The sequence below is a fragment of the Raoultella sp. genome, assembly GCF_039594335.1.
Taxonomy (GTDB): domain Bacteria; phylum Pseudomonadota; class Gammaproteobacteria; order Enterobacterales; family Enterobacteriaceae; genus Klebsiella.
The window spans coordinates 1-20,653 of sequence record NZ_JBCNNS010000080.1; the positions used below are offsets into that span (position 1 = coordinate 1).

Annotated in this window: 20 protein-coding genes and 3 pseudogenes; 15 read left to right on the forward strand and 8 right to left on the reverse strand. The window is 52.5% G+C overall.

Annotation, left to right across the window (positions count from 1 at the left end):
• The 4 genes from ACZAHD_RS14655 to rnt form a co-directional block, all read left to right on the forward strand.
• Positions 1–376 (forward strand): TetR family transcriptional regulator C-terminal domain-containing protein (locus ACZAHD_RS14655; RefSeq protein ID WP_462457427.1); only part of this gene is annotated, 376 nt, incomplete at its 5' end.
• Between the two features lie 53 nt (positions 377–429).
• On the forward strand, positions 430–1,527 hold the full coding sequence (gene nemA, locus ACZAHD_RS14660; RefSeq protein WP_462457428.1) for an N-ethylmaleimide reductase: 1,098 nt from the start codon (positions 430–432) through the stop codon (positions 1,525–1,527).
• Positions 1,528–1,690: 163 nt separating this feature from the next.
• On the forward strand, positions 1,691–2,098 hold the full coding sequence (gene gloA / locus ACZAHD_RS14665; protein WP_462457429.1) for a lactoylglutathione lyase: 408 nt from the start codon (positions 1,691–1,693) through the stop codon (positions 2,096–2,098).
• 106 nt (positions 2,099–2,204) lie between these two features.
• A complete protein-coding gene (gene rnt / locus ACZAHD_RS14670) occupies positions 2,205–2,852 on the forward strand; it encodes a ribonuclease T (protein WP_462457430.1) in 648 nt (215 codons plus the stop codon).
• Positions 2,853–2,903: 51 nt separating this feature from the next.
• Here rnt and ACZAHD_RS14675 read toward each other — a convergent pair whose 3' ends face one another.
• Entirely contained in the window at positions 2,904–3,251 is a 348-nt protein-coding gene (locus tag ACZAHD_RS14675) for a Grx4 family monothiol glutaredoxin (protein ID WP_462457431.1), read from the reverse strand.
• A gap of 367 nt (positions 3,252–3,618) precedes the next feature.
• A pseudogene (locus ACZAHD_RS14680) lies at positions 3,619–4,304 on the reverse strand (IS1 family transposase).
• Between the two features lie 854 nt (positions 4,305–5,158).
• Between ACZAHD_RS14680 and ACZAHD_RS14685 the strand changes: the two are divergent.
• Both ACZAHD_RS14685 and ACZAHD_RS14690 read left to right on the forward strand, forming a co-directional pair.
• Positions 5,159–5,785, forward strand: a complete 627-nt coding sequence (locus ACZAHD_RS14685) for a serine protease (protein ID WP_462457432.1) — start codon at positions 5,159–5,161, stop codon at positions 5,783–5,785.
• Positions 5,786–6,038: 253 nt separating this feature from the next.
• On the forward strand, positions 6,039–6,335 hold the full coding sequence (locus ACZAHD_RS14690) for a hypothetical protein (protein WP_462457433.1): 297 nt from the start codon (positions 6,039–6,041) through the stop codon (positions 6,333–6,335).
• A gap of 4 nt (positions 6,336–6,339) precedes the next feature.
• On the opposite strand, the pseudogene ACZAHD_RS14695 reads toward ACZAHD_RS14690, so the two are convergent.
• Positions 6,340–7,561, reverse strand: a pseudogene (locus tag ACZAHD_RS14695) (ISL3 family transposase).
• Positions 7,562–7,639: 78 nt separating this feature from the next.
• Between ACZAHD_RS14695 and ACZAHD_RS14700 the strand changes: the two are divergent.
• The 3 genes and pseudogenes from ACZAHD_RS14700 to sodB all read left to right on the forward strand — a co-directional run.
• A pseudogene (locus ACZAHD_RS14700) lies at positions 7,640–7,951 on the forward strand (tyrosine-type recombinase/integrase); the annotation flags it as partial.
• A 187-nt stretch (positions 7,952–8,138) separates the two neighbouring features.
• Positions 8,139–9,017 carry a C40 family peptidase gene (locus ACZAHD_RS14705; RefSeq protein WP_462457434.1) on the forward strand — a complete coding sequence of 293 codons (879 nt, stop codon included), beginning with the start codon at positions 8,139–8,141 and terminating at the stop codon, positions 9,015–9,017.
• Between the two features lie 319 nt (positions 9,018–9,336).
• On the forward strand, positions 9,337–9,918 hold the full coding sequence (gene sodB, locus ACZAHD_RS14710; RefSeq protein WP_462457435.1) for a superoxide dismutase [Fe]: 582 nt from the start codon (positions 9,337–9,339) through the stop codon (positions 9,916–9,918).
• 39 nt (positions 9,919–9,957) lie between these two features.
• Here sodB and ACZAHD_RS14715 read toward each other — a convergent pair whose 3' ends face one another.
• Both ACZAHD_RS14715 and cydH read right to left on the reverse strand, forming a co-directional pair.
• Entirely contained in the window at positions 9,958–11,124 is a 1,167-nt protein-coding gene (locus ACZAHD_RS14715) for an MFS transporter (RefSeq protein WP_462457436.1), read from the reverse strand.
• 163 nt (positions 11,125–11,287) lie between these two features.
• Positions 11,288–11,377, reverse strand: a complete 90-nt coding sequence (gene cydH, locus ACZAHD_RS14720; RefSeq protein WP_041145917.1) for a cytochrome bd-I oxidase subunit CydH — start codon at positions 11,375–11,377, stop codon at positions 11,288–11,290.
• A gap of 296 nt (positions 11,378–11,673) precedes the next feature.
• Here cydH and purR point away from each other — a divergent pair, with 296 nt between their 5' ends.
• Entirely contained in the window at positions 11,674–12,699 is a 1,026-nt protein-coding gene (gene purR / locus ACZAHD_RS14725) for an HTH-type transcriptional repressor PurR (protein WP_462457437.1), read from the forward strand.
• Between the two features lie 24 nt (positions 12,700–12,723).
• Here purR and punR read toward each other — a convergent pair whose 3' ends face one another.
• Positions 12,724–13,635: a DNA-binding transcriptional activator PunR gene (gene punR / locus ACZAHD_RS14730; protein ID WP_462457438.1), complete on the reverse strand. Its 912-nt coding sequence runs from the start codon at positions 13,633–13,635 to the stop codon at positions 12,724–12,726.
• Between the two features lie 109 nt (positions 13,636–13,744).
• Here punR and punC point away from each other — a divergent pair, with 109 nt between their 5' ends.
• Positions 13,745–14,929, forward strand: a complete 1,185-nt coding sequence (gene punC / locus ACZAHD_RS14735) for a purine nucleoside transporter PunC (protein ID WP_462457439.1) — start codon at positions 13,745–13,747, stop codon at positions 14,927–14,929.
• Positions 14,930–15,225: 296 nt separating this feature from the next.
• Entirely contained in the window at positions 15,226–16,374 is a 1,149-nt protein-coding gene (cfa, locus tag ACZAHD_RS14740) for a cyclopropane fatty acyl phospholipid synthase (RefSeq protein WP_462457440.1), read from the forward strand.
• A gap of 68 nt (positions 16,375–16,442) precedes the next feature.
• Here the strand turns inward: cfa and ACZAHD_RS14745 are convergent, their stop codons facing one another.
• A complete protein-coding gene (locus ACZAHD_RS14745; RefSeq protein WP_462457441.1) occupies positions 16,443–17,078 on the reverse strand; it encodes a riboflavin synthase subunit alpha in 636 nt (211 codons plus the stop codon).
• Between the two features lie 230 nt (positions 17,079–17,308).
• Between ACZAHD_RS14745 and mdtK the strand changes: the two genes are divergently transcribed.
• Positions 17,309–18,682: an MdtK family multidrug efflux MATE transporter gene (gene mdtK, locus ACZAHD_RS14750; RefSeq protein ID WP_462457442.1), complete on the forward strand. Its 1,374-nt coding sequence runs from the start codon at positions 17,309–17,311 to the stop codon at positions 18,680–18,682.
• Between the two features lie 50 nt (positions 18,683–18,732).
• Here mdtK and ACZAHD_RS14755 read toward each other — a convergent pair whose 3' ends face one another.
• Positions 18,733–19,626 carry a LysR family transcriptional regulator gene (locus ACZAHD_RS14755; protein ID WP_462457444.1) on the reverse strand — a complete coding sequence of 298 codons (894 nt, stop codon included), beginning with the start codon at positions 19,624–19,626 and terminating at the stop codon, positions 18,733–18,735.
• 106 nt (positions 19,627–19,732) lie between these two features.
• On the opposite strand from ACZAHD_RS14755, the gene ACZAHD_RS14760 reads away from it, so the two are divergent.
• Complete coding sequence (locus ACZAHD_RS14760) at positions 19,733–20,362, forward strand: NADPH-dependent F420 reductase (protein ID WP_462457443.1); 630 nt, start codon at positions 19,733–19,735, stop codon at positions 20,360–20,362.
• Positions 20,363–20,548: 186 nt separating this feature from the next.
• A partial coding sequence (asr, locus tag ACZAHD_RS14765; RefSeq protein ID WP_165457262.1) for an acid resistance repetitive basic protein Asr occupies positions 20,549–20,653 on the forward strand: 105 nt, incomplete at its 3' end.

A 20,653-nucleotide genomic window follows, 5' to 3' on the forward strand; every position in this document is an offset into this window, starting at 1 on the left:
TGCTCATGGCGAAGGGAACTATCGCGACCGTCTGTTGGCTTACTACCAACACACCCTGGCGCAGTTTTGCCAGCAGGGCATTATCAGCGGTTGCCTGACGGTGAAGCTCTCCGCTGAAGTGTGCGATTTGTCTGAATCCATGCGCGCAGAGATGGACAAAGGCGCCAGCCAGATTATTACTTTGCTGGGCGAAGCGCTGGAAAAGGGTCGCCAGGAAGGCAGCCTGTCTTTTAACGGCGATGCATTTACCCTCTCCCAGGTGCTTTACTCCCTGTGGCTGGGGGCCAATTTGCAGGCCAAGATTACCCGCAGTGCAATGCCGCTGGAAAGCGCCCTTGCCCATGCCCGAGAGATTATTGCAGCGCCTGGCGTTTAACAGGCGTTTTTATTTAACGAATTACAAGACGACCGGTCTACTCAGGAGTTATTATGTCCGAATCAAAACTGTTTTCCCCACTGAAAGTCGGTGCAATAACTGTACCTAACCGCGTATTTATGGCTCCGCTGACGCGTCTGCGCAGTATCGAGCCAGGTGATATTCCAACGCCGTTAATGGCAGAGTACTATCGTCAACGTGCCAGCTCCGGACTGATCATCTCCGAAGCCACACAGATTTCCGCTCAGGCAAAAGGCTATGCCGGCGCTCCTGGCCTGCACAGCCCGGAACAGATCGCGGCATGGCAGAAAATTACTGCCGGCGTTCACGCTGAACATGGCCGTATCGCCGTGCAGTTGTGGCACACCGGTCGTATTTCCCACAACTCTCTGCAGCCCGGCGGCGAAGCACCGGTTGCGCCATCCGCGATCGCTGCGGGCACCCGCACCTCTCTGCGCGATGAACATGGTCACGCTATTCGCGTCGATACCTCTATGCCGCGTGCGCTGGAGCTCGATGAAATCCCGGGGATTGTCGATGATTTCCGCCAGGCGGTCGGCAATGCCCGCGATGCTGGCTTTGACCTTGTGGAGCTGCACTCTGCACACGGCTATCTGCTGCATCAGTTCCTGTCTCCTTCTTCTAACCATCGTAACGATCAATACGGCGGCAGCGTTGAAAACCGTGCGCGTCTGGTACTGGAAGTTGTGGATGCCGTCAGCAAAGAGTGGAGCGCCGACCGTATCGGGATTCGCGTATCGCCAATCGGTAGTTTCCAGAATGTCGATAATGGCCCGAATGAGGAAGACGATGCGCTGTATCTGATCGAAGAACTCGCAAAACGCGGCATTGCCTATCTGCACATGTCCGAGCCGGACTGGGCTGGCGGCCAGCCCTACAGCGACGCATTCCGTCAAAAAGTGCGCGATCGTTTCCCGGGTGCGATTATCGGCGCCGGTGCATACACGGTAGAAAAAGCCAACGATCTGATCGGCAAAGGTTTAATCGATGCGGTGGCCTTCGGTCGTGACTATATTGCGAACCCCGATCTGGTCGCACGTCTGCAGCATAAAGCTGCGCTGAACCCGCAGCGCCCTGAAAGCTTCTACGGCGGCGGTGCAGAAGGCTATACCGATTACCCGACGCTGTAATCCCACTGGATAAGTAAGAGCCACGTAAGGGCTGCCTGAAATGGCGGCCTTTTTACGATATAGTGTTCTGGGGTATGAAACGCCTTGTCCGTTTTGTTACGCTATTTTGACAATTGCACATACGGTCTCTGCTGAGGGGCTGTAAACAAGGAGTATAAAAACTATGCGCTTACTTCACACCATGCTGCGCGTTGGCGACCTGCAACGTTCTATTGAGTTTTACACCAACGTGCTGGGCATGAAGCTGCTGCGCACCAGCGAAAACACCGAGTACAAATACTCGCTGGCCTTCGTGGGCTATGGCGAGGAAAGCGATACGGCGGTTATCGAACTGACCTACAACTGGGGCGTAGATAAATACGACCTCGGCAACGCTTACGGTCATATCGCGTTGAGCGTGGATAACGCGGCCGAAGCCTGCGAGCGTATTCGCCAGAACGGCGGCAACGTCACCCGCGAAGCGGGTCCGGTCAAAGGCGGTACCACGGTTATCGCTTTCGTTGAAGATCCGGACGGCTACAAAATCGAGCTGATTGAAGAAAAAGACGCCGGCAAAGGTCTTGGCAACTAACCTGCTTCGGGCGCTTATCGGCGCCCGCTGTTTTTCCCCTTCCTGCTGCAAGGCACGGCAAAATTTGCCATAATGCGCGCTACTTTTTTCCTGTTAAGAGAATCAGATGTCCGAGAACGTTCAACTTAATGGTCTGTGCGACCGTTTTCGTGGTTTCTACCCCGTGGTGATTGATGTAGAAACCGCCGGGTTTAATGCTAAAACCGACGCCCTACTTGAGATCGCCGCCATTACGTTGAAAATGGATGAGCAAGGCTGGTTGATGCCGGACGAAACGTTGCATTTTCATGTTGAACCTTTCGAAGGCGCCAATCTGCAGCCAGAAGCGCTGGCCTTCAACGGCATTAATCCGCACGACCCTGAGCGCGGCGCGGTGAGTGAATACGACGCCCTGCATGCCATTTTTAAAATGGTCCGCAAGGGGATTAAGGACAACGATTGTAATCGAGCCATCATGGTGGCGCACAACGCGACGTTCGATCTCACCTTTACGATGGCTGCCGCCGAACGCGCCGGGCTGAAACGTAATCCCTTTCACCCGTTCGTGACCTTTGATACCGCGGCGCTGAGTGGACTGGCGCTCGGTCAGACGGTGCTGTCCAAAGCCTGCCTGGCCGCCGGAATGACGTTTGATGGCACCCAGGCGCACTCTGCGCTGTACGATACCGAGCAGACGTCGCAACTGTTTTGCGAAATCGTCAACCGCTGGAAACGTCTTGGCGGCTGGCCATTACCGCTTGCCGGACAAGAATAAGAGACAAAAAAAGCGACTTCACGGGAAGTCGCTTTTTTACTGGCAACAGACTTATTCAGCCTTCGGTTCATCGGCCTTATGCTTTGCCGCCGTTTCTTTGATCAGCTGCTGCAGTTCGCCGCGCTGATACATTTCAATCAGGATGTCGCAACCGCCAACCAACTCGCCATCAACCCACAGCTGCGGGAAGGTTGGCCAGTTCGCATATTTCGGCAGTTCCGCGCGGATATCCGGGTTCTGCAGGATGTCAACGTAGGCAAAACGCTCGCCGCATGCAGACAGCGCCTGTACAGCCTGAGCGGAAAAACCACAGCTTGGCAGTTTCGGAGACCCTTTCATGTAAAGCAGGATCGGGTTTTCAGCGATTTGACGTTGGATTTTTTCTACAGTCGTGCTCATTGTCATGCTTCCTTAACTTCTATACGGCAGTAATTTGTCATTGTAGCGTCCTGAACGCAGGACAGATAATAACATTTTTTTCACTCTTTATATTTTATCTTCTGTGGTCAGAAGTTGCCTTAAAAATATCACTTTGCCCGCGTAAAAGCGGCATCACTGTACATTTCGCGTACAAGGTGGTTAATGTCTGAGATAATTTTTTGCAATTGTTAATCAAACGACACTTTAGATACAAAAGTGAAAACAAAATAAAATATAGCAATATAAATCATTAAGTTACAAACTAAGTTGATTAAAAAGCACACTGCAATTCACGACATGACACCACAAATCCAGTCACTATTTATCAACTATAGGGCAGGATCGTCTACCGAGACGGGGTCAGTCCACCTATGACTTTTTCATGCAACTCAACAGAGCGTGAGAAACAGATGGTTCGTCGGACCAGACGCTTGATTCGGATTCTCAGCGTCAGGTTGTTACGCTCAATACGCTGCGTAAATATTTTACCGGTCAGGAGCTTCTCTTTCGGGACATCTCTGGCATAACTTCCCCAGTCATCGTTGGTTATCATACCGATATTTAATGGTGTAAGCAGGGCCAGCAGTTCACGGCAGGTTTCATCCGTTGGAGGCCTGGATATATCAGCCAGAACCCCGCCTGTTTTGGTGTTGTATTCATACCAGAGCCAGTACTGCCGGGCTTTACTGCTAACAAAACTCCATTGCTCATCAAGTTCGCAGATAAGCGCCACATCGGCGTGAGCAACCGGTGATGAGGTTGTTCTGGAGGATGAGCGTTTTTTAAAGTGCGAATGGCGGTATTCATGCCGACTTTGAGTGTTCTGGCCGTATCGAAAACCTCGGCGCCGTTGAAAACCATTTGGGTGATTTGCTCTTTAACTCCGGGCTTACGGGCTTCATAAGCGTAAGTGCGTTGAAAGAAGCGGTAGCAGTGACTGCAGTGGAATCGGTCTTGTCCTTTATGGTTCTGACAGTGACGACAAACCTATGCAGACTGACAACGGGGGCGATGAACGGTGACGCTGACCATGAGTAAACTTCAAAAGCAAAAATTATACATTACATTCAACCAATTAGAGACATCAATCTGTTTGTTAGTTGTTAGCAGGACGATGACCTGATTTTAGCCTGGCTGCGTAGGAATGACAGAAATACGCTTTCACAATATTATAAATATTTATTCCCTTGCACTGAATAAAATCAACTTTCCTTAAACAAAGATCAATTATGAGCCAGAAACAGGATTAGTAACCTCTTACAAACCTGCTTCGACACTCAAAAAAACTTTAAATATTCTCTTATTCCCCGCCAGACCAAGAACGCCTACGAGCCTATAAGGACGCCTATGAGCATAGCGGAGATATCATTTATTAATTTAAAAACAAAACCTTATGGAAAACGTCAAACTCAAGAAACAATTAACAGGATTAGCAACCTCTCAAGAACTTGCTTCGATACTAAAAAAAACTTAGAATAAGCCCTTATTCCCCACCAGACTAAGAACGCCTACGAGCGTATAAGGACGCCTACGAGCATAGCAGAGATATCATTTGTTAATTTGAAAACAAAACCTTATGAAGAATACCAAACTCAAGAAACAATTAAAGCACAGCCATGTTGTGATGTTTGTTATTAGGAGGCGTCACTTTAAAAAAATAATTACCCTTTACAGTACTTCGCAGAATAAGATTTTTCCAGGAAAAAAGCAGGCAACTCAGCTGTTCTCATTTGTTTTCCCGCTATTTCCCTCTCTCGCAGAAATGATAGCGCACTGACGTGGTTATTTCTTTTGTTATTAATCCGTCGGGTAATCACCCGGCACAGGATCCCCCATGTCTTTAGCGCACAACGGCGAGTAAACGACATGGCTGAGATGTGAATAAAATGTATATTAAAAAGTGTCTGCTGGCGCTGTCGCTGCTGGCGTCAACAGGTTGTTCTGTTGGTAATTATAACTACAGTCGCGAAGCGATGAAACGCGTCGATATGAATTTCGTCGGTATTCCCACCATACTTGGCGCCGGTGCACTGGGTACCAGTATTCCCCTAACCCCGGAATACAGTCTGACTGCTGCTCATGTTGCACGCTGGACAGTACACAAGGTTAAGGCCTATCACCCTTACTGCGATCTGGCGATCATTCATCACAAAAATAATATGAAAGAAATACCGGTATTCCGCACGACGAAAATCGGTGAGCAGGTAAAAATGTATGGCTACAGCTTCTTCACCGCCATGCCAGTGGAGTCGTCCGGTAACAATCTGACCACGACCGCCATTCACAATGACTGGAATAAAAGCCCCTGCGTGGCAATGGCATCAAATGCCGGGGCCGTTCAGGGCATGTCCGGTGGCGCTGTTTATCATGATGACAACAGTATTGGTGGTGTGCTGGTCGCTTACAGTAACAAAATAATAGACACCGCAACTCAGGAAACGAAATTCAGAGATGTTTCTCTCTATATTCCCTATCAGAGCTTCCAGGAGTGGCTTGAGGAAACAACGTCTTAATAATGAGTTGACCGTTGATTAAGGGTTCAGGCAGGACATCGCTGACTCCTGCCAGCACAACGTGGAAATGCTTGCGGATAAACCGGATATCGGTACCAGACAGTTGAAACACTGTTTTGATACGCCCCCCCCCTATTGTGGTGGCTCAATCGACATTTCTGCATTTTTACTTTACTTATTCTTTTGGCCGTATCTGGATACTTGGACTTCTATATGAATGTCAAATGTATTTACGTTTAAAGATATAATATTTATGTCATGCTTAAAAAAATATACATATGTTCCATTTATTTTACTGTTTCATGGTATTTCAGCATCGGCCTCACCAGATATGAAATATGACACGGATAAGAAAGACTATTCGCTGTCACCAGAGGTAACGCCAAAATTATCTTGGGAGAAAAGTGAGTCTCAAGGTGATAAAACTCAATATTGTCTTACCCCTAGCGATCCGGGATGCAGCAATATGTGGCATAAGGAAAAAGCGAAGGAGTATGATGAACAGATACCGCGTTACCACCAAAAAAAGCTCTATAACTCTCATAAATGATCGTTTAAAAGCTCATATTCAGTTTCCCATAGTGGAGCATTACGCCCAGCTTGAAACGTTCTTTGTTCCTGAAGCCCCGTGGCTTGATCTTGAGCAGCCGTATTTTGCTGTTCAGGAACTCTGCATTCCCATTTGATACCCGGTTTTTCATTGCATTCAGGATACCGTAAAGACGCTTTGCTACCATGCGGGCAACGTTGGACATGAGAGGTATACCGGTGTTTTTAGCCATCGCCATCCATTCCTGCCACAGCTCACGGCTATAGTCGCCATAGCGACGGTGCCACAGATCGCGGGCAAACTCCTTCATTACCCAACACTGGCTCGTTTGGGCTAACACCAGCCTGGCAACTTCTAACCTCTCAGCCCGTCGACCGAGGCGATTTTGTTTGCTGTAAAACCACAGATAGCGTGAGCGGTGGGCATCTTTCCTGTCTGACGACGGGATCTGTTTCGTTTCAACTTGACGAGTTTTATCAACGACGCCGCACAGCATTTTTGCCACATGGCGGTAATCGAAGGCGATTTTATCGACGGCATTGGGCAGATGTATACGGGCCGGATTGATATAGGCCGTGTTCATTGTCCATCGACAACCTTTTTATATCATCAAGCTGACGAGCTCTCAGGCTACACAGATAACTGGCAAGGCTCTCTACACCACGATCGTCGGTCAGTTGCTGAGCCCGTCCCCGCCCGTCAGAGATAACGGCGACGTACTGATGTCCTTTTTTGAAGCCGACTTCATCCACGCAGAGGTGCCGAGCCGATAAAGGCTGCTTAATCCGGGCTAAGCCTCGTTTTACTGCGCGCATCATGATGCCGTCCACGACATTCCAGCTACGTTTAAGCTGTTTTCTGACAGCATCCACGGTGCTGACTTTCAGCCAGGAAAGAACAAAGGCTTCGAACAGCTGAGTGTAGCGACTGCCTGGCCCCGCCCAGGGAACCGGGAATGTCTACAACCGTGCTCAGGGCAGTCAACGCGGGGGACATCAGCCTCAACCAGTGTGGTGAACTGACAGGTATCGAGGTGACGCCTTTTACGCCGTCGGTGATCGTGTATACAGCAAGATTTGCCGCAGGTTGGACAAGTCAGCTGTGTGTGTCGAGCAATGCCTACTATGACGGTCACTGAACAGTGATTTTTCATCAAGAGAAAGAGATTCAACCTCCCACGGTGCGGACAGATTAAGGATATGGGCATAGAGGGACTTTTCGTCCATGGCAGACTCCTCATAAAATCAAGACTGCCATCATGATGCTCTTAGCCACCACAACATGAGAAGACCCAGTCAGGCACCTCACTGGAAATGGTGTTGCAGGAGTGCCGTAAACTGTCGGCCGCGAAAACCATTATCTCATCACCTGCGGGAAAGGTGCTGACACCAGCGACAGTATCAGGTAATTTCAGGAAAGCCCGTGAGTTTTCCGGACTCGATTTCTCTGGTGAACCACCAAGCTTTCATGAGTTGCGTAGCCTATCGGCAAGGTTGTACGGAAAACAGGCTGGAGACAGTTTTGCGCAGCATTTACTAGGGCATAAGTCTGGTATCATGACGGCAAAATATCGTGATGACAGGGGTCGGGAGTGGAACAGGATCGAGGTCGGGTAATGAATTTGTTTTGAGTGATTTTGAATTGACCTTTATAATGCATTGATTAAACACGGAAAATTTTCATATACACTTTAGATACAAAAGAGTATTAACTTTCCGGGTTTTTATGCTTTAGAATCGTTGAGTTTTGTCATTCACCGTCAGGTATGGAGTACATATCTGTCATTAATCAGGGGATTGCTCAGTGGCGCGGCTAAACAAAATCGCGATTTCGCTCTGTGCATTACTGTTTACATCTATCTCATTTACACCACTGGCGCATGCTTCAGGGCATACGCACACCTCCGCGAAGCCAAAAGCGCATGCGGCGAAAGGCACTACAGAACGCAAGAAAAAAGCCACCAGTCAGAAAACAAAGTCCACGACCAAAAGCTCCAGCAAGAAAGCCTCAACGGCCACCCGCGCCAGACACCCTACCCGTATGACCACATCCAGCCAGACAGCGCTGAACCGTCAGGCCGTCGGCACGAAAAAATGCGTCTTGCGTAAAGGGTATAAAAAGCAGTGTGCGAAATCGATCGCGCCAGGTGCCGAGCCGGCTCCGGTCATGGCCAGCATGCATACCAAATGCGTCGTCCGTAAAGGCTACAAAAAACGCTGTAAAACAGTCGCGGAAGAACCGCCGCTGACACTGGCGGATGCGCATAAAGTCCGCGTGCAGAGAGCACAAAGCACCGCCATGTCAAAGTTAATGAATCAGATTGGCAAACCCTATCGCTGGGGCGGAACCTCGCCGCGCACCGGTTTCGACTGCAGTGGGCTGGTTTACTACGCCTATAAGGATCTGGTAAAAATCCGCATTCCGCGCACCGCCAATGAGATGTATCACCTGCGCGATGCCCGCCCGGTCGATCGCGGTGAACTGCAGAGCGGCGATCTGGTCTTCTTCCGCACCCGTGGACGCGGCACCGCTGATCACGTCGGCGTTTACGTTGGTAACGGCAAATTTATTCAGTCGCCGCGTACCGGCCGAGATATCCAGATAACCTCATTAAGCGAAGATTACTGGATTCGCCACTATGTCGGCGCACGCCGCGTGATGACCCCCAAAACCATCCGCTGAATCTCACCTGCCGCGCCTGCGGCAGGTCAACTCTCTGGCTTTTTCAGATATCTCTTTCTATTTCAACAGCGCAACAGCATTCGACCGACTCTGCTGAAATGCGATGCCTTGCCGTCCGGCTAAGGCCTGACCGACTGCGTTTGTTAAACATACCCTTTATCATTGCAAGGCTTTTAACTCCCTGCTGCAAGTGTTAGCATCCTGATCACAATAAAAACCTGTTGCACTCGCCCCGGCGAGGGGCAAGAGATGCTGTTCTGGATGGTAAAACATCCTTTGAATGTGAGCTCGAAAACAAGAAGTTATAAGGAGAGTAACAATGTCGTTTGAATTACCTGCATTACCGTATGCAAAAGACGCCCTGGCGCCGCACATTTCCGCAGAAACCCTGGAATACCACTACGGCAAACATCACCAGGCCTATGTCACCAACCTCAATAACCTGATCAAAGGCACCGAGTTTGAAGGTCAATCTTTAGAAGCGATCGTCCGCGCTTCCGAAGGTGGTATCTTTAACAATGCGGCCCAGGTCTGGAACCATACATTCTACTGGAACTGCCTCGCGCCGAATGCGGGCGGCGAGCCGGAAGGTGAGCTGGCGACTGCCATCAATCAGTCCTTCGGCAGCTTCGCAGACTTCAAAGCGAAATTTACCGACGCGGCAGCGAAGAACTTTGGTGCAGGCTGGACATGGCTGGTTAAAAATGCCGATGGCAGCCTGAGCATTGTCTCCACCAGCAACGCTGGCACGCCGCTGACCGGCGACGCCAAACCGCTGCTGACCGTGGATGTCTGGGAACATGCCTATTACATCGACTACCGTAACGCCCGTCCTGACTATCTGGCGCACTTCTGGGCGCTGGTAAACTGGAAGTTTGTGGCGGCCAATCTGGCGGCCTAAAACGCGAACGCAGAAGGGGCAACCCTTCTGCGAATATACCTACGGTTCGACCAACGCCTCTTCCGGCTGTGAACGCCCGCCAACCAGCACCAGCAGCAGCGCCACCCCGGCAATTATCGCCCCCATCACCGGCACAAAGGCATAGCCCAGCCCGCCGGAAATCACCGCACCGCCGGCTGCCGCGCCCAGCGCATTGCCGAGGTTAAATGCCCCGATATTGACCGACGAAGAGAGCCCCGGCGCTTCATGGGCTACCCGCATCACCCGCATTTGCAGCGGCGGAACCACGGCGAAAGTCGCCGCCCCCCAGACTACCATACTGATAGCGGCCCCCAGTTGCGTCTGCGCCAGCAGCGGAATTGCCAGCATGATAACCATCAGCAGCAGCAGAAATCCCTTCAGCGTCCCGGAGACGGAACGGTCGGCGAATTTACCGCCCAGATAGTTACCCAGCGAAAAGCCGACGCCAATCAACACCAGCATGGCGGTGACAAACAGCGGCGAGGCGTGCGTAATGGTATGCAGTACAGGTGAAATATAGGTGTAGAGGGTAAACATGGCACCGGCCCCCAGCACAGTCGTCAGCAGCGCGGAGAGCACCTGCGGACGAACCAGCACGGAAAGCTCCTGTTTTACGTTCGGACGTTCACCAGCGCGGCCTTGAGGCAACGAGAACCACAGGCTAACCATCGCCACCAGTCCCAGACCTGCCGTCGCGAGGAACGACATCCGCCAGCCGATGGTTTCGCCAAGCCATGTCGCCGCCGGAACGCCGCCAATATTAGCGATGGTCAACCCCATGAACATGGTCGCCACCGCGCTGGCCTGTTTGTGTTTCGGCACCACGCTCGCCGCAACCACCGAACCGAGGCCGAAGAAAGCTCCGTGGTTAAGGCTGGTGATAATGCGTGAAATCAGTAGCGTAGTGTAATCCGGCGCCATTGAGGAGAGGACGTTACCCAGCGTGAAGATCGCCATCAGAAAAATCAGTGCATTTCTGCGCGCGCGATGAGAGAGCAGCAAAGTCATTAGCGGCGCCCCGACCATCACGCCGATCGCATAAGCACTGATCAGCATTCCCGCCGCCGGAATTGACACGTCGACGCCTTTGGCAATCACCGGCAGCAGCCCCATCGGGGAAAACTCCGTGGTACCAATACCAAACGCGCCTATCGCCAGCGCTAACAAGGGAAAGTTGATTTTCATTCAATGACTCCAGCAGACCGTCATCGGCAACGGTATCTCATCAGAAGTCAAAAGCATGACATCAATCACAAAAAAACAAAAGTAAACGAAATGGCAAAAGATTTTTGCGAAATTGATAATAATGGCGGGATATCGGGGGAAAGGGGCCTCTCCCCCGGATAAATCAGTGCAGTACCGCGGTCAGGGCGGCGGCCACGATGAGCCCCAGGACAATAATCGTTGTCGTCAGCGAAAACTTTAAATCGGTATCCATCAATTTTTCTCCCCAGTTATCCCCACACGAAAAGTGAGCTTGCTCATTTTTGCACAATATCGCACAAAAATCTTCCATGTTTTAGGGTGATGCACATTTTTGCTCTTCCCCTTTGCCGCAAGATCGGACAAAATCCCACGCTAATTTGAAAGCGTATCGGCCATTGACCCCTTCCTGTCGTTCTGTGTCGTTTTCCCGACGTGATGCAATGTTGAAAATTGTATTCAGGGTGTGTACAGGCAAACGTTTACGTATCGATAATCAGACGATCAGGTCAAGGTCTGGAGTGAGAAGTAATGGCAACAATTAAAGATGTAGCGAAGCGCGCAAACGTTTCCACTACAACAGTATCACATGTAATTAACAAAACCCGTTTCGTGGCGGAAGAAACCCGCAACGCCGTGTGGGCGGCGATCAAAGAGCTGCACTATTCTCCAAGCGCCGTTGCTCGCAGCCTGAAGGTTAATCACACCAAATCGATCGGTCTGCTGGCCACCAGCAGCGAAGCGGCCTATTTCGCTGAGATTATTGAATCTGTAGAAAAGAGCTGTTTCCAGAAAGGCTATACTCTGATTTTGGGCAATGCGTGGAACGATCCCGAAAAACAGCAGGCCTATCTGTCGATGATGGCGCAAAAGCGTGTCGACGGCATGCTGGTTATGTGTTCTGAATACCCGGAATCGGTGCTCCGCATGCTGGAAGAGTACCGCCATATTCCGATGGTGGTCATGGACTGGGGTGAATCCAAAGCCGACTTCACCGATTCGGTGATCGATAACGCCTTCGAAGGCGGCTATATGGCCGGGCGCTACCTGGTCGAACGCGGCCACCGCGAGATCGGCGTGATCCCTGGCCCGCTGGAACGTAACACCGGCGCCGGGCGCCTGGCCGGCTTTATGAAAGCCATGGAAGAAGCGCAGATTGCCGTTCCGGAAAGCTGGATTGTTCAGGGGGACTTCGAGCCTGAATCCGGCTACCGTGCAATGCAGCAGATCCTCAGCCAGCAGCATCGCCCGACGGCGGTCTTCTGCGGCGGCGATATCATGGCGATGGGCGCAATCTGTGCTGCGGATGAGATGGGTCTGCGCGTACCGCAGGACATTTCGCTGATCGGGTATGATAACGTGCGTAACGCCCGCTATTTCAGCCCGGCGCTGACCACCATCCATCAGCCGAAAGATTCGCTGGGGGAAGCGGCCTTCAATATGTTGATGGATCGTATCGTCAACAAACGTGAAGAGTCCCAGTCGATCGAGGTTCACCCGCGACTGGTAGAGCGCCGCTCCGTCGTCGACGGCCCGTTCGTCGATTACCGTCGCTAATCAATCGTGCGGCGCCGGCTATGTCTATTCCGGCGCCCGTAGCCACTCCCGGTTTAACGTTTCACTGTCCCCCAGATAATCCAGCAGCCACAAAAGGGCCGGTGAGGCGTCACTCTGCTGCCAAGTCAGGCAACACGCAGCGTCCGGGAACGGATTTTCCAGCGCCAGCACGGTCCATTCGCCACGGTCAATCCAGGGGCGAGCAAAATGGCTCGGCACCATTCCTACGCACAATCCCGCCGAGAGGCAGGTGGCCGATGATTCCCAGTCCGGCACCACCACCCTTTTCTGGTTATCCAGTAGCCAGGTCGTGCGTTTCGGCAATGAGCGAGAGGTATCTTCCCGGACCAACGACGGCCAGTTGCGCAACACGTCATCGCTGAGCGGCCCGGTCATCTGCGCCAGCGGATGATGGCTCGCCACCACGCAATCCCAGCTCAGCATCCCCATATCACGAAAGGCGTAGCGCCCCCCTACCGGAATCGAACGGGTTGCTCCGATAGCCAGTTCCACGCGTCCGTCGGCCAGCGCGTCCCAGACGCCGTTGAAGACCTCCTGAAAAACAATCAGCTCGACATCCGGAAAGTGACGATAAAAATCGACAATCATCTGCCGCATACGGGCTGGTTTAACGATGTCATCCACGGCTATCGACAGCTGACCGCGCCAACCGTTGGCTATCTGCTGACACTGCTGGCGAGTGATCTGCATTTTTTTGATAACAGATCGTCCTTCCTGTAAAAACCAGAGCCCGGCGGGGGTCAATTCGACATCGCGATGGCGGCGTTCAAACAGCGGTACCGCCAGCCACTCTTCCAACTGACGTACAGTATAACTGACCGCCGAAGGTACGCGGTGCAGTTCCTGCGCCGCTGCGCTAAAGCTGCCGTTGCGGGCTACAGCATCAACAACTTCGAGTGAGTATTCGGACCACATATTCTGCCTGCAAAAATTTTGAATGCATGTAGCAAATATTAGCGTTTCACAAGCCAGAATGCACTCCCTACACTCTGCGGCATCATATCTGCATCTATAAGAGAATGTTATGCAACAACCCGGGAAAGGATTTTTAGTGTGGCTGGCGGGACTCAGCGTGCTGGGTTTCCTGGCCACCGACATGTATCTGCCGGCCTTTTCGGCTATTCAGCAGGATCTCAATACCTCTGCGGCATCGGTCAGCGCCAGCCTGAGTCTGTTCCTCGCCGGCTTCGCCATCGGACAGTTGTTCTGGGGCCCGCTCTCGGACCGCTACGGACGTAAACCAATTCTGCTGACCGGGCTGGCTATCTTCGCTATCAGCTGTCTGGGGATGCTGTGGGTGCGTGATGCCACCCTGATGCTGGTGCTGCGCTTTATTCAGGCAATCGGCGTCTGTGCCGCAGCGGTGACCTGGCAGGCGATGGTCACGGATTATTACCCCGCTCAGCACACTAACCGTATTTTCGCCACCATTATGCCGCTGGTGGGCTTATCGCCAGCGCTGGCACCGTTGCTCGGCAGTTGGCTGCTCACCCATCTGGAATGGCAGGCTATTTTTGCTACCCTTTTTGCCATCGCCCTGCTGCTGATGGTCCCCGCCCTACGCCTGAAGCCGATCGTCAGGCCGCAGGGTGACGTCCGCGAAAAACTGACTTTTATGACGCTGCTGCGCTCACGCGAATACAGCGGAAACGTACTGATTTACGCCGCCTGCTCCGCCAGCTTTTTTGCCTGGTTGACCGGGTCGCCGTTTATTCTCCATGAAATGGGCTACGGTCCAACCGCCATTGGTCTTAGCTATGTCCCGCAGACTATCGCCTTTTTAGTCGGTGGCTATGGGTGCCGCGCGGTGCTGCAGAAATGGCAGGGTCAACAACTGTTGCCCTGGCTGCTGGTGATTTTCGCCGTCAGCGTGGCGGCAACCTGGATGGTTGGCATGGTGGCGGATGCCTCAATTATTGCGGTGATGATTCCCTTCTGCGTGATGGCTATTGTTAATGGCGGGATTTACCCGATAGTTGTCGCCCAGGCGCTGAAGCCGTTCCCGCAGGCGACCGGTCGTGCCGCCGCGCTGCAAAACACGCTGCAACTCGGCCTGTGTTTCCTGACCAGTCTGCTGGTTTCCGCGCTGATTGCCACGCCGCTGCAGACCACCACCAGCGTGATGCTGGTCTCTATTGTGCTGGCCGGACTGGGCTATTTTATGCAACGTCAGAGCACTTACCTGAACACGGAATCGTCACATGCATAAACACATTTCAGTGATGTTACGGCTCAGTAATTAGCATGCTAATATATTTTTATTGAAAGCCTGATTTCAGCGGCCTATACTGGATCCGGCTTCACATAAATAAATTATTTTTTAAGATTAACGGGAGCAGGATGCATCCCGTTTCACCATGGAAGGCCTTTCGGCAAGGGTTATCACCCTTCCTCTGTTCTACGTCGGATAGCAGCTTCACGGATATTCCGTGAGATTTCTCACAAAGCCAAAAAAGCGTCTACGCTGTTTTAAGGTTCTGATCACTTGGGCGTGATGGAGAAGCTATGAGTTCATCGTGTATAGAAGAAGTAAGCGTACCAGACGACGACTGGTACCGAATTGCAACCGAATTACTCGGCCGCGCGGGTATTGAAGTCAATGGGCCCGCCCCCTCCGATCTGCGGATTAACAATCCGCTCTTTTTTAAGCGTGTTTTACAGGAAGGGTCGCTGGGGTTAGGTGAAAGTTATATGGACGGCTGGTGGGATTGCGAACGGCTGGATATATTCTTCCATAAAGTATTGCGTGCCGGGCTGGAAAATCAACTCCCGCATCATTTCAAAGATACGTTGCGCATCGTGGGCGCTCGCCTGTTTAATCTACAAAGTAAAAAGCGTTCCTGGATTGTCGGAAAAGAACATTACGATCTGGGCAACGATCTTTTCAGCCGGATGCTCGACCCGTATATGCAATATTCCTGCGCGTACTGGAATGAGGCACAATCGCTGGAAGAGGCACAGGAGGCAAAATTAGATCTTATTTGCCGCAAGCTGCAGTTGGAACCGGGGATGCGGGTGCTGGATATTGGCTGCGGCTGGGGTGGACTGGCTTATTATATGGCCAAAAATTATCACGTCAGCGTGGTCGGGGTGACCATTTCTGCCGAGCAGCAAAAAATGGCTCAGCAGCGATGCGAAGGGTTAGATGTCACAATTTTGCTGCAGGATTATCGCGACCTGCACGACCACTTTGATCGTATTGTTTCCGTCGGGATGTTTGAACACGTGGGACCGAAAAATTACGCCACCTATTTTGAAGTGGTGGATCGTAATTTGAAACCTGACGGCCGTTTCTTACTGCACACCATTGGCTCCCAAAAAACGGACCACAATGTCGATCCGTGGATCAATAAATATATCTTCCCCAACGGTTGTCTGCCTTCGGTTCGTCATATCGCACAAGCCAGCGAATCCCATTTTGTGATGGAAGACTGGCACAATATCGGTGCCGATTACGATACCACGCTGATGGCCTGGTACGACCGTTTTCTGACCAGTTGGCCCGATATCGCCGATAACTATTCGGAACGTTTTAAACGTATGTTTAGCTATTATCTGAACGCCTGCGCGGGAGCATTTCGCGCGCGTGATATTCAACTCTGGCAGGTGGTCTTTTCTCGCGGAGTGGAAAACGGCCTTCGCGTTGCCCGCTAAAAGTATCCCCCGTTAAAACGGGGGATATCCTTTTCTTTCATCGCGCTTAATTCGGCATCAACGCCCCATCATTCATCGTCAAGCGGCTGGGCTGCTTCTTTTGCTGCCAGTACGCGTTCCACGGTATCAACCACCGCCTGGGTTTGCGGGTCGATCTCGATATTCACCCGGTCGCCAAGTTTTTTGACGCCAAGCGTGGTGCGCTGCAGCGTTTCCGGGATCAAATGCACGCAAAAACGCGTCGGTGTCACTTCACCGACCGTCAGACTGATCCCGTCAACACCAATAAATCCTTTATAGAGGATATATTTCATCAGCGTCGGGTCCTGAACCTTAAACCAGATCTGGCGATTATTTTCCGAGGTCAGGATCTTGACGATTTCTGCGGTGGTCATAATGTGACCGGACATCAGATGGCCGCCAATCTCATCGCTGAATTTTGCCGCTCGTTCCACGTTTACCACGTCCCCCACCTGTACGGCGCCAAGGTTGGTAATACGCAGTGTCTCTTTCATCAGATCAAAACTGATGCGCGGACCGTTAATTTCGGTGACCGTCAGGCAGCAACCATTGTGTGCCACCGATGCCCCGGTCTCGATGCCGGCAAGCATATGCTCAGGCAGCTCTACCACATGAGTGCGAAAATTGGGTTTCTCATCGATGGACACCACTTTCGCGGTCCCCTGTACAATGCCAGTAAACATGCTTTACTCCTGTCGACTTTCGTGACGGTATCATTACCGTTATACCTGCCGGGAACAATACCAGTTGGCAAAACAGGTTGCCAGCGCGCATCGTGCCCTACCATTTTTTCACTGGCTTAATGGCGTATCCTCGCTACAATAGACTGGAAAACCCCCTCTGCTCTTTCTTCTTGCTGCCATTTACGGCGGCTTTTTTAGTCTCAAAATAACAACAATATAAAGGTGTTCACGTGCAGAAGTATTTTATTGAAGCGCGTCAGTTATTAGCACTGGCCATTCCTGTGATCCTCGCACAGGTCGCCCAGTCCTCCATGGGCTTTGTCGATACCGTGATGGCAGGTGGCTACAGCGCCACCGATATGGCGGCCGTCGCGATTGGGACCTCTATCTGGCTACCGGCCATTCTCTTTGGCCATGGTCTGCTGCTGGCGCTGACGCCGGTTATCGCCCAGCTAAACGGCTCCGGTCGCCGCGAGCGTATTGCACATCAGGTTCGTCAGGGGTTCTGGCTGGCAGGATTCGTTTCGCTGCTGGTCATGGTGGTGCTATGGAACGCTGGATACATCATCAGCTCGATGCACAATATCGACCCGGCCCTCGCCGAAAAAGCGGTGGGCTACCTTCGCGCACTGCTGTGGGGCGTTCCCGGCTATCTCTTCTTCCAGGTCGCACGTAACCAATGCGAAGGCCTTGCGAAAACTAAACCGGGGATGGTGATGGGATTTATCGGCCTGCTGGTCAATATTCCCGTGAACTATATCTTTATCTACGGCCACTTCGGCATGCCTGAACTGGGGGGCATCGGCTGCGGCGTGGCGACGGCCTCCGTTTACTGGGTGATGTTCTTCTGCATGATCTCCTGGGTACGTCGCGCCCGCTCCATGCGCGATATCCGTAGCAAAGAAGGCTTCAGCGGCCCGGACTTCAGCGTGCTTAAACGCCTGGTGCAGTTGGGGCTGCCGATTGCGCTGGCGCTGTTTTTCGAAGTCACTCTGTTTGCCGTCGTTGCGCTGCTGGTTTCTCCGTTGGGGATTGTGGATGTCGCGGGCCATCAGATAGCCCTGAACTTCAGCTCGCTGATGTTCGTTTTACCCCTCTCGCTGGCGGCAGCGGTCACCATCCGCGTCGGCTTCCGTCTTGGACAGGGTTCCACCCTTGATGCGCAGGTTTCTGCCAGAACCGGGGTCGGCGTTGGCGTCTGTATGGCGGTGATCACGGCGGTTTTCACCATCCTGATGCGTAAGCAAATTGCGCTACTGTATAACGACAATCCGGAAGTGGTCCTGCTGGCTTCTCAGCTGATGCTGCTGGCCGCCATTTATCAGATCTCCGACTCCGTACAGGTGATTGGTAGCGGGATTCTGCGCGGATATAAAGATACGCGTTCGATCTTCTTTATAACGTTTACCGCCTACTGGGTGCTCGGACTGCCGAGCGGCTACCTGCTGGCCTTAACGGATACGATTGTTCCACGTATGGGCCCTGCGGGTTTCTGGTGCGGATTTATTATCGGACTCACCTCGGCAGCGGTGATGATGATGCTGCGAATGCGCTTCCTGCAGCGGCAACCGTCCAGCGTTATTTTGCAACGCGCGGCGCGCTAGCGCACAGCGGCACCCTGCCACGGGGTGCCGCATCTCACTGTCGTATGGATTCAGCGCGGGCCCAGTGCGGTTCTTAATGCGTCGACAAAACATTTAATCTTCGTCGTCCGCCGACGTCCGGCCGGCACCAGAATATGCATGGGCCGCGCAGGTCCTGAGAATCCGGCTAACACTTGCACCAGTCTCCCTCGCTCCACTTCGGTTTTCAACACATCTTCCGGCCCCAGGGTAATACCGTGCCCCGCAATGGCCGCATTCATCAGTGCCTTCCAGTCATTCGCGCGGAAACGCCCAGAGGGTTTGACTTCGAACATAGCCCCCTCTTTCTCAAATTGCCATCGGCAGGCGCTACTCGCCGACCAGTGGCCATAAACCAGACAGGCATGATGTTGCAGATCGGTCGGCGTCTGCGGTTCGCCGCAACGCAAAATATAGTCAGGTGACGCGCAGGCAATCAGACGGTATGGTAGCAGCGGCCATGCAACCATCGAGCTGTCGGCCAGCTCACCTATGCGCACGATCACCTCAAACTCCTCTTCAATCGGGTCGACAATACGGTCGCTCAGTGTCAACTCGACCTGGACGTCAGGATAGCGGGCAAGATAATCGGTAATGAAGGCCGCGAGCGCATGCGAACCAAACGTGACCGGTGCATTCACCTTGATGATGCCAGAAGGCGTCGCTTTCATCTCCTGCGCCACCGCGTCCGCCTCCTCAATCTCAGCCAGTACCACGCGGCAGCGTTCATAATAGCTACGCCCGATATCGGTGAGTGTCTGACGGCGCGTAGTGCGGGTGATTAATGCAGTGCCCAGGTGTGCCTCAAGCGCTGCCACATGTCGGGCGACCATCTGCGGCGAGAGTCGCAGTTGCCCGGCTGCGGCGGCAAACGACCCCGTTTCAGCCGCCTTCACGAAAACTCGGATGCTGGTGAGCTGGTCCATCATTCACTCATTTAAGTTGTTTATCATTCAACTATCTTACGATTTATCTTCTACAGAGATGGAATTAAATTTATCGACACCCTCAGACATTCGTAAGGAGTTGAAAATGAAGATTGGTATTATCGGCGCCGGATTCGTAGGCCGGTCTATCGCGAAGCTGGCGCTTGCCGCCGGCCACGATGTCATGTTGAGTAACTCACGTGGACCCCAGACTCTTTTCAGCCTGCGACCGATGATTGGCTGCCAGGTCGGCAGCGCAAATGACGCCGCCGAATTTGGCGAGGTCGTGGTCATTGCCGTGCCGCTGAGCGCCATCCATTCGCTGCCGGTCGCCACAATTAAGGATAAATATGTCATTGATGCAGTGAATTACTATCCCGAACGTGACGGCCTGATCGAGGCGCTGGAGTCAGGAGAAACCACCACCAGCGAATTGCTCGCCCAGATCCTGCCTGCCGCGACCATCACCAAAGCGTTTAACGCGATTCCAATGACGCAGTTGGAAAGCGATGGGCTGCCCGCGGGTGCGGAAAATCGTCGGGCGCTGCCGTTGGCCGGCGACAATGAAAAAGGAAAAGCGATGGCCGCCGCGCTGTACGAGGCATTTGGCTTTGACACCGTAGACGCCGGCCCCCTGTCCGAAGGATGGCGTTTTGAACGCGGCCAGCCGGCCTATTGCGTACCAATGACCCGCCCGACGCTGCTCAGGACATTGTCTCATACCCCGCGTCGCTAACCGCCGCCCCTCCGCTGACGCTTACTCCGTTAGCGGAGCATTCTGCTTTTCATCCACCACAGGCGTTGTACATTCCGTTACTCGCCGATACCAAACACTCACTGAAGCCTCAGAAAGAAAAACTTATAGTGATTTCAACAGCCCCGCAGTGGGGTTAACTGAAGAAACAATTTCGAGGATATCAGAATGAAAAAAGTATTAGCTCTGGTCGTTGCCGCTGCTATGGGTCTGTCTTCTGCTGCTTTCGCGGCTGACGCAGTAAGCACCACTCAGGCTCCGGCTGCTGCCACT